Source organism: Streptomyces tibetensis (assembly GCF_040647715.1).
In the GTDB taxonomy this organism is placed as follows: domain Bacteria; phylum Actinomycetota; class Actinomycetes; order Streptomycetales; family Streptomycetaceae; genus Streptomyces; species Streptomyces tibetensis_A.
The window spans coordinates 748,726-761,730 of record NZ_JBEZCR010000002.1; the positions used below are offsets into that span (position 1 = coordinate 748,726).

Annotated in this window: 10 protein-coding genes and 1 pseudogene; 8 read left to right on the forward strand and 3 right to left on the reverse strand. The window is 68.7% G+C overall.

Features of this window, described 5'->3' with window-relative positions:
- Window positions 1-152: 152 nt before the first annotated feature.
- The 6 genes from typA to AB0B29_RS07980 all read left to right on the forward strand — a co-directional run bounded on the left by typA (window position 153) and on the right by AB0B29_RS07980 (window position 8,559).
- Window positions 153-2,060 (forward strand): translational GTPase TypA, encoded by a 1,908-nt coding sequence (typA, locus tag AB0B29_RS07955; protein WP_362040324.1) that lies wholly within the window; start codon window positions 153-155, stop codon window positions 2,058-2,060.
- A 613-nt stretch (window positions 2,061-2,673) separates the two neighbouring features.
- A complete protein-coding gene (locus AB0B29_RS07960; RefSeq protein ID WP_362235395.1) occupies window positions 2,674-4,314 on the forward strand; it encodes a peptide ABC transporter substrate-binding protein in 1,641 nt (546 codons plus the stop codon).
- A 146-nt stretch (window positions 4,315-4,460) separates the two neighbouring features.
- Window positions 4,461-5,387: an ABC transporter permease gene (locus AB0B29_RS07965; protein ID WP_362235396.1), complete on the forward strand. Its 927-nt coding sequence runs from the start codon at window positions 4,461-4,463 to the stop codon at window positions 5,385-5,387.
- On the forward strand, window positions 5,380-6,348 hold the full coding sequence (locus AB0B29_RS07970; RefSeq protein ID WP_362235399.1) for an ABC transporter permease: 969 nt from the start codon (window positions 5,380-5,382) through the stop codon (window positions 6,346-6,348). Before AB0B29_RS07965 ends, AB0B29_RS07970 begins: the two co-directional genes overlap by 8 nt.
- An 11-nt stretch (window positions 6,349-6,359) precedes the next feature.
- Window positions 6,360-7,418, forward strand: a complete 1,059-nt coding sequence (locus AB0B29_RS07975; protein WP_362235401.1) for an ABC transporter ATP-binding protein — start codon at window positions 6,360-6,362, stop codon at window positions 7,416-7,418.
- Complete coding sequence (locus AB0B29_RS07980) at window positions 7,411-8,559, forward strand: ABC transporter ATP-binding protein (protein ID WP_362235404.1); 1,149 nt, start codon at window positions 7,411-7,413, stop codon at window positions 8,557-8,559. Before AB0B29_RS07975 ends, AB0B29_RS07980 begins: the two co-directional genes overlap by 8 nt.
- 207 nt (window positions 8,560-8,766) lie before the next feature.
- On the opposite strand, the gene AB0B29_RS07985 is transcribed toward AB0B29_RS07980, so the two are convergent.
- Window positions 8,767-10,893 (reverse strand): S9 family peptidase, encoded by a 2,127-nt coding sequence (locus AB0B29_RS07985; RefSeq protein ID WP_362235406.1) that lies wholly within the window; start codon window positions 10,891-10,893, stop codon window positions 8,767-8,769.
- A 176-nt stretch (window positions 10,894-11,069) separates the two neighbouring features.
- On the opposite strand from AB0B29_RS07985, the gene AB0B29_RS07990 reads away from it, so the two are divergent.
- Window positions 11,070-11,264: a hypothetical protein gene (locus tag AB0B29_RS07990; protein ID WP_003992731.1), complete on the forward strand. Its 195-nt coding sequence runs from the start codon at window positions 11,070-11,072 to the stop codon at window positions 11,262-11,264.
- A 69-nt stretch (window positions 11,265-11,333) separates the two neighbouring features.
- Here the strand turns inward: AB0B29_RS07990 and AB0B29_RS07995 are convergent, their stop codons facing one another.
- On the reverse strand, window positions 11,334-11,543 hold the full coding sequence (locus AB0B29_RS07995; RefSeq protein ID WP_362235409.1) for a DUF397 domain-containing protein: 210 nt from the start codon (window positions 11,541-11,543) through the stop codon (window positions 11,334-11,336).
- A pseudogene (locus AB0B29_RS08000) lies at window positions 11,540-11,737 on the reverse strand (Scr1 family TA system antitoxin-like transcriptional regulator); the annotation flags it as partial. The pseudogene AB0B29_RS08000 and the gene AB0B29_RS07995, both read right to left, overlap by 4 nt.
- Before the next feature lie 309 nt (window positions 11,738-12,046).
- Between AB0B29_RS08000 and AB0B29_RS08005 the strand changes: the two are divergent.
- Window positions 12,047-12,988: a helix-turn-helix domain-containing protein gene (locus tag AB0B29_RS08005; protein ID WP_362235412.1), complete on the forward strand. Its 942-nt coding sequence runs from the start codon at window positions 12,047-12,049 to the stop codon at window positions 12,986-12,988.
- Window positions 12,989-13,005: the final 17 nt, after the last annotated feature.

Sequence of the window (13,005 nt, forward strand, 5' to 3'; positions counted from 1 at the left end):
CACAGGGCCTGACCTGCACCGACAGAGCCCGGCTGCCCCCTGCGGCCGCAGCCCCGTACCATGGGGTGAGGCCGTGGCACGTTCAGCCCGGCAGGGCCCGCGCACCGCAGACGTCCGCGCAGGGCATTTACTACTCCGGGAGTACGCCTTTTATGGCCACGCGCCACGACATCCGCAACGTCGCCATCGTCGCCCACGTCGACCACGGCAAGACCACCATCGTCGACGGCATGCTGAAGCAGGCCGGTGCCTTCGCGGCGCACCAGCTCGACTCGGTCGACGACCGCATGATGGACTCGAACGACCTGGAGCGTGAGAAGGGCATCACGATCCTGGCCAAGAACACGGCGGTGAAGTACCACCCGAAGGACGGGGGGGACGTCATCACCATCAACATCATCGACACCCCCGGTCACGCCGACTTCGGCGGCGAGGTCGAGCGCGGTCTGTCGATGGTCGACGGCGTCGTCCTGCTCGTGGACGCCTCCGAGGGCCCGCTCCCGCAGACCCGCTTCGTGCTGCGCAAGGCGCTCCAGCAGCGCCTGCCCGTCATCCTGTGCATCAACAAGACGGACCGCCCGGACTCCCGGATCGACGAGGTCGTCAACGAGACCTACGACCTCTTCCTCGACCTGGACGCCGACGAGGAGCAGATCGAGTTCCCGATCGTCTACGCCTGCGGCCGCGACGGCATCGCCTCGCTGACCAAGCCGGACAACGGCACGGTCCCGTCCGACTCCACCAGCCTGGAGCCGTTCTTCTCCACGATCCTGGAGCACATCCCGGCTCCGACCTACGACGAGGACGCCCCGCTCCAGGCCCACGTCACCAACCTGGACGCCGACAACTTCCTCGGCCGTATCGCGCTGCTCCGCGTCGAGCAGGGCGAGCTGCGCAAGGGCCAGACGGTCGCGTGGATGAAGCGTGACGGGTCCGTCAGCAACGTCCGCATCTCCGAGCTGATGATGACCGAGGCGCTCACCCGCAAGCCGGCCGAGATGGCCGGCCCCGGTGACATCTGTGCCGTCGCCGGTATCCCGGACATCATGATCGGCGAGACCCTGGCCGACCCGGAGAACCCGGTCGCGCTGCCGCTGATCACGGTCGACGAGCCCGCGATCTCCATGGTCATCGGCACCAACACCTCCCCGCTGGTCGGCCGTGGCGCCACCGGCAAGGGCGCCGACAACAAGGCGGCCGTCAAGGACCGCAAGGTCACCGCCCGCCAGGTCAAGGACCGCCTCGACCGCGAGCTGATCGGTAACGTCAGCCTCCGGGTGCTGGACACCGACCGGCCGGACGCCTGGGAGGTGCAGGGCCGCGGTGAGCTGGCGCTGGCCATCCTGGTCGAGACGATGCGCCGGGAAGGCTTCGAGCTGACCATCGGCAAGCCGCAGGTCGTCACCAAGGAGGTCGACGGCAAGACCTACGAGCCCGTCGAGCGCATGACGATCGACGTGCCCGAGGAGCACATGGGCGCCGTCACACAGCTCATGGGCGTCCGCAAGGGCCGCATGGACAACATGTCCAACCACGGCTCCGGCTGGGTCCGCATGGAGTTCGTCGTGCCCTCGCGCGGACTCATCGGCTTCCGGACCGAGTTCCTGACGCAGACCCGCGGCACGGGCATCGGCCACTCCATCCACGAGGGCTTCGAGCCCTGGTTCGGCGCGCTCCAGACCCGTAACAACGGCTCCCTGGTCGCCGACCGCGCCGGAGCGGTCACCGCGTTCGCGATGACCAACCTCCAGGAGCGCGGCGTGCTGTTCGTCGAGCCGGGCACCGAGGTGTACGAGGGCATGATCGTCGGCGAGAACTCCCGCTCCGACGACATGGACGTCAACATCACCAAGGAGAAGAAGCTCACCAACATGCGGTCGTCGACGGCCGACGTGACCGAGTCGATCGTCCCGCCGCGCAAGCTGTCGCTGGAGCAGTCCCTGGAGTTCTGCCGGGACGACGAGTGCGTCGAGGTCACCCCGGAGGCCGTGCGCATCCGCAAGGTGAACCTGGACGCCCGCGAGCGCGCCCGCGCCGCGAGCCGCGCCAAGCACGGCTGACGTCCGCCGCCGCGACGACGACACCGGGCACCCCGCGAGGCGGGGTGCCCGGTGTCGTTGTCTGTCCAAAGGGCGGGGAACGCGCAGGCAAGGGTAGGGAAAACCCTCGACTTGCCCGCGACGGCCGTCAGGGGCGGTTTTCTCCCACTACCCTGCTCCGGAAGCGCCACGCGCCTCCGGCCACGGGGGTCGCACAACGGCCTTGCCGCACAAGCTACTTGAGCGCGCGACAGATACCGAGGGAACCCTGTACGGATTCCACGGTACGCCGCAAGCGGTTTATCTCACTCTCACGTCCGGAATGCGGACAGCCGATACCGATAGATGTGTAACAAGTCCGTTTCGCAGGGATCTTTCACCAAACCCTTTGTCCGGATTTTGGAAGATGTAGGCAGGAGCTGTGATCGAACCGAGACCTCGAGAGTGTGGTTCGGTCCTGGCGTTTGGCAGATAGTTAGGCGCGTAGAGCTCGGATGTACGGGTCAGTAGCCGGCAGCGGCGCGACTCACGAGCGCGGGGGCACTCGACGAATTCCGGCACCGGCGACGGGCGGGGGCCGTGATGTGTCGTGTGCTCCCTTCGCGGTGAACCAATGACTTCATAGGAGGAACCCATGCGCGGTGCCAAGAGCGCCAAGTGGGTCGCGGGGGCGATAGTCGTCGCCCTGGCCGCCACCGCCTGCGGCGGCGGCGACGACAGTGCCGGCGACGACATGAACAAGGGGAAGGCCGACCCGAACGGCATCGTCACTGCGCAGCTGAGCGAACCGCAGAACCCGCTCCAGCCGGCCAACGCCAAGGAGAGCCAGGGCAGCCGCGTGCTGCGCACGATCTTCGCCGGCCTGGTCGACTACGAGCCCGGCACCGGCAAGCTCGAGTACGTCAACGCCGAGTCGGTCACGCCGAACAAGGACTCGTCGGAGTGGACCGTCAAGCTCAAGCCGGGCTGGAAGTTCCACGACGGCACCCCGGTCACCGCGAAGTCCTACGTGGACTCCTGGAACTGGTCCGCCAACATCAAGAACAACCAGACCAACTCCAGCTGGTTCTCGGACATCGTCGGCTTCGCGGACGTGCACCCGGAGAAGGGTGACCCGAAGAGCGACAAGATGTCGGGTCTGAAGGTCGTCGACGACAACACCTTCACGATCAAGCTGTCGCAGCCGGTCTCGTACTTCGCGTACAAGCTGGGCTACGACGTGTGGGCCCCGCTGCCCGAGGCCTTCTTCAAGGACCCGAAGGGCTTCGGCGAGAAGCCGGTCGGCAACGGCCCGTACAAGTTCGTGTCCTGGGAGCACAACAAGCTCATCAAGGTCCGCAAGTTCGCGGGCTACAAGGGCCCGAACGTCGCCAAGAACGGCGGCATCGACTTCAAGAACTACACGACCGCCGACGCCGCGTACTCGGACCTGCGTTCGGACAACGTGGACTGGATCGAGCAGGTCCCGACCACCGCGCTGACGAACTACAAGTCGGACCTCGGCGACCGTGCCATCGACGAGCCGTACTCGGCCGTCCAGTCGATCGTCCCGGCGTTCTACACCAAGCAGTTCAAGGACATCGACCCCAAGGTCATCCAGGGTCTGTCCATGGCGATCGACCGCCAGACGATCACCAAGACCGTCCTCCAGGGCACGCGTACCCCGGCCGACTCCTACGTCGCCCCGGGCGTCCTCGGCTACAAGAAGGGCGCGCTCGGCGACATCGTCAAGTTCGACCCGGCCCAGGCCAAGAAGCTCATCCAGGAGGGTGGCGGCGTCCCGGGCAACAAGATCCAGATCCAGTACAACGCCGACCAGGACCACAAGCCCTGGGTCGACGCGGTCTGCAACTCGATCCGCAAGTCCACCGGCGTCGAGTGCACCGGCGACCCGAAGCCGACCTTCCAGGCCGACCTCGACGCCCGTGACAAGCACGACGTGAAGTCCATGTACCGCGGTGGCTGGGTGCTCGACTACCCGGTCAACTCGAACTTCATGCGTGACCTGTACGGCTCCACGGCGGCCGGCAACACCAGCGGTTACTCCAACAAGGAGTTCGACAAGCTGAGCTCCGAGGCGGACAAGGCCAGCTCGATCGACGAGACCGTGAAGCTGTACCAGAACGCGGAGCAGCTCCTCGCCAAGGACATGCCGGCGATTCCGCTCTGGTTCTACAAGGTCAACAGCGGTCAGTCCAGGAACATCCTGGGCAAGATCGAGTACGGCCAGGACGGTGACCCGATCTTCGACACCATCCAGGTCAAGCAGAAGTAACCAGACGACCGCAGACCGGTGCCGCCCCTCCCGTACCAGGGGAGCGGCGGCGCCGGTCCGTAGGCACAGGCCTCCACCTCACCCCCCTCACCTGCGGTAGATGAGTGCGCAGGCCTCGCCGACCCCTCACGGCATGGAGGCGCAAGATGGGGCGCTACGCCGCCAGGCGACTGCTCCAGATGATCCCGATCTTCATCGGGACAACTCTGTTGATCTTCCTGATGGTCCACATCCTTCCGGGCGACCCGGTCCGGGCCATCTACGGGGACAAGGCTCCCGATCCCGCACAGATCGCGCAGATCAAGCGCGAGTACGGCTTCGACAAGCCCGTCCTCGAGCAGTACTTCCACTACATGCTGAACCTCCTCAAGGGAGACTTCGGCAACAACCTCGCCGGACGCCCGGTCATCGACCTCATGGCCGACGCCTTCCCGGTGACCCTGCGGCTGACCCTGCTGGCCATCACCATCGAGATCATCATCGGTGTCGGCCTGGGCGCGTGGGCCGGTCTGCGGGCCGGTAAGGCCGCCGACACCGGCGTGCTGGTCTTCACCCTGACGGTGATCTCCATCCCGGTGTTCGTCCTCGGCTTCATCGCCCGGTTCATCTTCGCCGACGAACTCGGCTGGCTGCCGCCCAACGTCCAGGACTCCACGAGCTACTCGCAGTTGTTCCTGCCGGCTTTCGTCCTGGCCATGCTGTCGATGGCCTACGTGGCCCGGCTGACCCGGACGACCTTCGCCGAGAACCTGCGGGCCGACTACATGCGCACCGCGCTCGCCAAGGGCCTGCCCCGGCGCCGCATCATCGGTGTCCACCTGCTGCGCAACTCGCTGATCCCGGTCGTCACCTTCGTCGGCACCGACGTCGGCGGCTTCATCGGAGGCGCGGTCATCACCGAGGGCATCTTCAACATCCAGGGTGTCGGCAACCTCCTCTACAGGGCGATCCAGACGAGCGAGGGCTCGACGGTCACGGGTGTGGTGACGGTCCTCGTCCTCGTCATCCTCCTGATCAACCTGCTCATCGACCTGCTGTACGCGGTCCTGGACCCGAGGATCCGGTATGCCTGACGTGACCAAGGCCCAGACCACCGACGCCGCGGCCGTGGACGCCATCGCCCCGCCGGCCGTCGACGCCCCCGGCAAGGAGAGCACGCAGAAGAGCGAGAAGCCGCGCTCCCTGTGGGGCGACGCCTGGTACGACCTGCGCCACCGGCCGATGTTCTGGATCTCCTCGGTGCTGCTGGTCCTGCTGCTCGTGATCGCGGCGTTCCCCGGCTGGTTCACCAGCGTCGACCCGCGTGACGGCGACCTGGTCCACCACTACCTGGGCAAGCCGGAGCTGGGGCACCTCTTCCAGCCCGACTGGTTCGGCTACGACCAGCAGGGCCGCTCCATCTACTCGCGCGTCATCCACGGCACCCGGGCCTCGATCCTCGTCGGCGTCTGCGTCACCGCGGCCGTCACGCTGCTCGGCGGACTGCTCGGCATGCTGGCCGGCTACTTCGGCGGCTGGGTCGACTCGGTGATCTCCCGGATCGTCGACATCTTCTTCGGCCTGCCGTTCCTGCTCGGCACGATGGTCGTCCTGAACGCCTTCACCGAGCGCAAGGTGTACGTGGTCATCCTGGCCCTGGCCTTCCTGGGCTGGACCTCGATCGCGCGGGTCATGCGCAGCTCCGTCATCACGGCCAAGCAGGCGGACTACGTGACGGCGGCCCGGGCGCTGGGCGCCGGCACCACGCGGATCCTGTTCCGCCACGTGATGCCGAACGCCGTCGCGCCGACCATCGTCGTGGCCACGATCGCCCTCGGCGGTTACATCTCGGCGGAGGCGACGCTGTCGTTCCTCGGCCTCGGCCTCAGCGACCCGACGATCTCGTGGGGCATCGACATCTCCGAGGGCAGCAAGGTGATCCGGGACAACCCGCACACGCTGCTGTTCCCGGCGGGCATGCTCAGCCTCACCGTCTTCGCGTTCATCATGCTCGGCGACGCGGTGCGCGACGCCCTTGACCCGAAGCTGCGCTGAGGAGGGCGTACGTGACCACCATCGACAAGACCCGGAACGTCCCCGAGCCGCGCGGCGCGGCCGAGGGGGACGTTCCCCTGCTCGAAGTGCGCGACCTGCACGTCGAGTTCCACACCCGTGACGGTGTGGCCAAGGCCGTCAACGGCGTCAACTACACCGTGAACTCGGGCGAGACCCTCGCCGTGCTCGGTGAGTCCGGCTCCGGCAAGTCCGTGACCGCGCAGGCGATCATGGGCATTCTCGACATGCCGCCCGGGCGGATCCCGCAGGGTCAGATCCTCTACCGGGGCGAGGACATGCTCACCATGTCCGGCGACGCCCGGCGCAAGATCCGGGGCCGGAAGATCGCCATGATCTTCCAGGACGCGCTGTCCGCGCTGAACCCCGTGCTGTCCGTCGGCTACCAGCTCGGCGAGATGTTCCGCGTCCACCAGGGCCTGAGCAAGAAGGACGCCAAGGCCAAGGCCATCGAGCTGATGGACCGCGTGAAGATCCCGGCCGCGAAGGAGCGCGTCGGCGACTACCCGCACCAGTTCTCCGGCGGTATGCGCCAGCGCATCATGATCGCCATGGCGCTCGCCCTGGAGCCGGACCTGATCATCGCCGACGAGCCGACCACGGCCCTCGACGTGACGGTCCAGGCCCAGGTGATGGACCTGCTCGCGGAGCTGCAGCGCGAGTACAACATGGGCCTGATCCTGATCACCCACGACCTCGGCGTCGTCGCCGACGTCGCGGACAAGATCGCCGTGATGTACGCGGGCCGGATCGTGGAGACCGCGCCCGTGCACGAGCTGTACAAGCGGCCCGCGCACCCCTACACCAAGGGTCTGCTCGAGTCGATCCCGCGCCTGGACCAGAAGGGCCAGGACCTGTACGCGATCAAGGGGCTGCCGCCCAACCTGACGCGCATCCCGTCGGGCTGTGCCTTCAACCCGCGCTGCCCCATGGCGCAGGACGTCTGCCGTACGGACGTCCCGCCGCTGCTCCCGGTCACCGAGCGGGACGGCGGCGAGCTGGTCGGCCGCGGCAGCGCGTGCCACTTCTGGAAGGAGACGATCCATGGCTGAGCTGGACAAGACGGACGAGTCCATGGACGCCACCCCCAACGTCACCGAGGTGGAGACGGTGGAGGCCGCCACCGACGAGGAGGCCGTCGCCGCCATCGAGGCGCCGGTCGAACGCGGTGAGCCGATCCTGCAGGTGCGCAACCTGGTCAAGCACTTCCCGCTGACCCAGGGCATCCTGTTCAAGCGTCAGATCGGTGCGGTCAAGGCCGTGGACGGGGTCTCCTTCGACCTCTACCAGGGTGAGACGCTCGGCATCGTGGGCGAGTCCGGCTGTGGCAAGTCCACCGTCGCCAAGCTGCTGATGATGCTGGAGAAGGCGACCGCGGGCGAGATCTTCTACAAGGGCCAGGACATCACCAAGCTGTCCGGGCGTGCGCTGAAGGCGGTCCGCCGGAACATCCAGATGGTGTTCCAGGACCCGTACACCTCGCTCAACCCCCGTATGACGGTGGGCGACATCATCGGGGAGACCTTCGAGATCCACCCCGAGGTGGCGCCGAAGGGCGACCGCCGCCGCAAGGTCCAGGACCTCCTGGACGTCGTCGGCCTCAACCCCGAGTACATCAACCGCTACCCGCACCAGTTCTCGGGCGGTCAGCGCCAGCGCATCGGTATCGCCCGCGGCCTCGCGCTCAACCCCGAGATCATCATCTGCGACGAGCCGGTCTCCGCGCTGGACGTGTCCGTCCAGGCCCAGGTCATCAACCTGATGGAGAAGCTGCAGAACGAGTTCAACCTCTCGTATCTCTTCATCGCGCACGACCTGTCGATCGTCCGGCACATCTCGGACCGCGTGGGCGTGATGTACCTCGGCAAGATGGCCGAGATCGGGTCGGACACGGAGATCTACGACCACCCGACGCACCCCTACACCCAGGCGCTGCTGTCGGCCGTCCCGGTCCCCGACCCGGAGTCACGCGAGGGCCGCGAGCGGATCATCCTCACCGGCGACGTCCCGTCCCCGGCCAACCCGCCCTCGGGCTGCCGCTTCCGCACCCGCTGCTGGAAGGCCCAGGACAAGTGCGCCCAGGAGATCCCGCTCCTGGCCATCCCGGAGCGCTTTCAGGGCGAGGACACCCCGGCGGCCCACGAGTCCGCCTGCCACTTCGCAGAGGAGAAGGACGTGGTCCACGCGGCCTGACCCCTTCGCCCAGGTTCCCGGTATCCCGTGGGGGTGCCGGGAACCGGCGTTCGGAGCCCGCGGAGCCCACCGCCAACTGCGTTAACACGCAGGCAACTTCGCCGACCCGGTTCCGATATACGGACACGTCAGGCTGGTCAGCGTACGGCCGTGCGGGTGCCGTAGACGGGCCGGGGCGCCGGGAGGCGTTCCGGCCCGTCGCCGTGTTCAGGGGGCCGTGATGCCCAGGGAGCGCTTCAGGAAGTCGACCTGGAGGAGGAGCAGGTTTTCGGCGACCTGTTCCTGCGGGGTGATGTGGGTGACGCCGGACAGCGGCAGCACCTCGTGGGGGCGGCCGGCGGCCAGCAGTGCCGAGGACAGGCGCAGGGCGTGGGCGACCACCACGTTGTCGTCGGCGAGGCCGTGCACGACCATCAGGGGGCGGTGCGGCTCGGCCGGGGAGGACAGCCCCTCGGCGGTGATCAGGGAGCTCTTCGCGTACGCCTCCGGATGCTCCGTCGGCGTGCCCAGGTAGCGCTCGGTGTAGTGGGTGTCGTACAGGCTCCAGTCCGTCACCGGCGCGCCCGCGATGCCGGCGTGGAAGACGTCCGGGCGGCGCAGCACGGCGAGGCCCGCCAGCCAACCGCCGTAGGACCAGCCGCGGATGGCCACCCGGGACAGGTCCAGGGGGTAGCGCTTCGCGAGGTCCTCCAGGGCCTCCACCTGGTCGTCCAGCGACAGCGTGAAGTCGTGGTGGATCGCCTTCTCCCAGGCGGGGGAGCGGCCCGGGGTACCGCGGCCGTCCGCGACCACGACCGCGAAGCCCTGGTTTGCGAACCACTGCGAGGTGAGGTGGGCGTTGTGCGCGGCCACCACCCGCTGGCCGTGCGGACCTCCGTACGGGTCCATGAGCACCGGCAGCGGCGTGTCACCGTCGTAGTCCCGAGGCATAAGCACGGCGCACGGGACACGGCGTGCGCCCCCCTCGGTGAGCGTCACGCGGGGGGACATACCAGGATCTTCGGCGTACGAAGGGACAGTCCTGGTCGGTTTTCCGTCGCGCAGGACCCGCACCAGTGAACCCGGCCGGTTCAGTGCGGCCGAGACCAGGACCGTCACCTCCCCGGCCCGCACCGCCGCGTGCACACCCGGCTCCCGCGAGACGCGTTCCACGCCCAGCTCGTTCACCCGGTACACGTGCACCTCGCCCGTCTCCGGCTCCCCGGGCGCCTCCGCGCCCGCCGACGCCGAGATCAGCACGTCGTGCGCGGAGACGTCCAGCAGGGCCCGGACGTGCAGCTGCGCGCCGGTGAGCGGCCGGTCCCCGACCGCCAGCACGCGCGCACCTCCCTCGTCGGCGATCCGCACCAGCTGACCGGACGGGCTCCAGCACGGCACCCCGGAGAAAAGATCAAGCCATGTTCGATCTTCGTCGGCGTGCACCATCCGGGTCGCGCCCGAGTCGGGATCCACGGCCAGGATCAGCTGGCTGTGCTGGTCGCGCGCCTGTACGAGCAGCAGTGGCGCGCCCGCCGCTGACCAGTGGACATGGGCCAGGTACGGGTAGCGCGCCCGGTCCCAGACGACCTCGGTCCGCAGCCCGTCCAGGCCGATCACGAACAGCCGCACCTCCGCGTTCCCGGTGCCGGCCGCCGGGTACGGCACCCGCTGCGGTTCCCGTTCCGGATGGGCGGGGTCGGCGATCCACCAGCGTCGCACCGGCGTGTCGTCCACCCGCGCCATGAGCAGCCGGTCCGACTCCGGGGCCCACCAGAAGCCCCGCGAACGCCCCATCTCCTCGGCCGCGATGAATTCGGCCAGTCCGTACGAGACGTTCTCCGACTCCGGCTCGGCGAGCGCCCGGTCGTCCTCACCCTCGGCGCCCACCACCCGCAGGGCACCCTGCGCGACATACGCGACGTGCCGCCCGTCGGGCGAGGGACGCGGGTCGATCACGGGCCCCGGCACGGACAGTTCACGTGCCGTCCCGGCCCGCAGCTCGGCCGCGAAAAGCCGCCCCGACAAGGCGAAAGAGGCCAACTCGACGGCCGTGTCGGTGGCATACCCGACGATGCCGGCCCCGCCCTCGCGGCTGCGTTCGCGCCGGGCCCGCTCCTCGGGTGAGAGGTCCTCGGAGGCGCCGCCCAGCAGGGCGCGGGGGTCGGCGGCAACGCGCTCCGTACCCTCCTCCACATCGAGGACCCAGAGCGAATTCGCCCGGTCCGTACCGGAACCGGAGCGCAGGAACACGACACGCGAACCGTCGGGCGCCACGGTGAACGAACGCGGCGCGCCGAGCGTGAAGCGCTGGGTACGGGCGTGCCGTCGGGGGAAGGAGTGAGGCTCGGTCGTCATGCCCTGACCATATTGGCCATGCGCCCCCTTGTGCGGCCGTGCGCCGATCGATGCGCGCAGAGGGATAGTTATGATCAATGATGCATAGTGGGTATGAACCTGCTGGCTGCTGTACGGATTTGATGCCCCCATAGTCCGACCCCCGCGCCCTCGTGGATCTTTGGAGGTGAACCGCCGTGGCACTCTCGATTTCGGCGGTGGTGCTGCTGGCGATCATCGTCTTCCTGCTGATCAAGAAGTCGGGACTGAAGGCGGGGCATGCGATCGTCTGCATGCTGCTCGGCTTCTACCTCGCCTCCTCGACCGTCGCTCCCACGATCAGCGAGCTGACGACGAACATCGCGGGCATGATCGGCAGCATCAAGTTCTGAGCGTCGCGCTTCCAGGCCGGGGCTTCGGGTGAGACCCGGGACCCGGCCGGGGTGCGTGCCCCGTGCGCTTCAGGACCCGACCGCGTACGGCACGAAGTCGGCCCACGCGGCGGGGGTGAAGGCCAGGCGGGGACCCTCGACGTGCTTCGAGTCCCGGACGTGGACGGTGCAGGGCTCGGCGGCGAGCTCCACGCACGAGTCGCCCTCACTGCCGCTGCTGTAGCTGCTCTTGAACCACGCCAGGTCGGAGGCGCCCCCGGACGAGATCTTGCGGCTCATGTCTCCCCCAGCAGTTGCTCGACAAATGAGGCCGATTCACGCGGGGTGAGGGCCTGCGCCCGGATGACGCCATACCGGAGTTCCAGGATACGGAGCTGCCTCGGCAACCGCCCGAGCTGCAACAGGTGTTCCAGCTGTTGGCGCAGCCGTGTCCTTCCGCCCAGAGGGCGCCGAAGTGTCCATTCCTCCAGGACAAGCTGAGTTCCGACCGTCTGGGCCGAACTGGGCCTCACGCCGCCGGAACCCGCACCCTCGCGCTCCGGTGCCGCCGGCGGCTGAAGACAAAGAACTGCCGGGGAAAGAACCCCGCCGAACCCCACCCCTCCCGCCCGGCGCCACGCTCACTCGCGCGGGTGAACCTCCCCGGACCGGCTGGATTTCGCAGCCCACGAGGCCCCACGCTCAGCGCAACACACCACCACAACCGCAGACATGCGACGGCCCCCGCCGGGACTGCAATCCCGTGCGAGGGCCTGACCACCGAGGAAGATAGAGGCTTCCCGATGGGTACCCAGGACCCTAGCGTGCCCCCGCACGCCCAGGCCCGCGTTGCGGGCAACAAGCACCCGAACCGGCGGCCCGGCACGGCCCACCGCGGCGGCGGGCTCCAGCACGACAACACCCGCCACACCACCCGCTTCACGGTGATCGGCAACCACCTCGCCCAGCACACGGAGCTCTCACTCCTCGCCATCGGGCTCGGCACGCACCTCCAGTCGCTGTCGAAGGGAGCCCCCGCCGACATCAAGACACTCGCCGCCCGGTTCCCCGAGGGAGCCACGCGGATCGCCGCCGCCCTGCGCGAGCTGGAGGCCCACGGCTACCTGCGCCGCGAACGCGCCCGGACCCCCACCGGCCGCATCGTGACCCGCACGATCTCCTGCAACCAGCCGGCGGCAGCCCGCCACCGCCCGACGACCCAGGACGACCCGGAGGCCCGAACCGCGGCGGCACCGCAGCAGCGGGAGGCGTGTGAGGAAAACAGGACGCACCCCACGCGGGCGCCGCGCGGCGAACGAGCACCCCGCAAGCCACTCCCGGACGTGCCGCGCCCCGCCCACCCCGCCCCCGCCCTCCTGCAAGCCGCCACCGACCTCCTCGCGGATCTCCACCGCCACGATCCCCGGCTGCTCCTCTCCGCCTGCGACACGGCCCATCTGGCGCCGGGCGTCGCCGCCTGGCTGGAGCGGGACGTCGCCCCGGCCGCCGTGAGCCGCGCCCTGAGCGCCGACCTGCCGCCTGAGGGTGTACGCCGCCCGGCTGCCTTCCTGGCCCACCGCCTGGCCGTCCAGCTCCCGCCTCCACCCCCGTTCCGGGCACCGGCCGTCCCACAGTCACCCAGGTACCCGCTGCGGAACTGCGACGGCTGCGACCGCGGCTTCCGCTCACCCGACCCCGCGGCCCGCTGCCGGGACTGCCGCACCGACCTCCGGGAGTCCGCCTAGCATGAACGTGACGATCC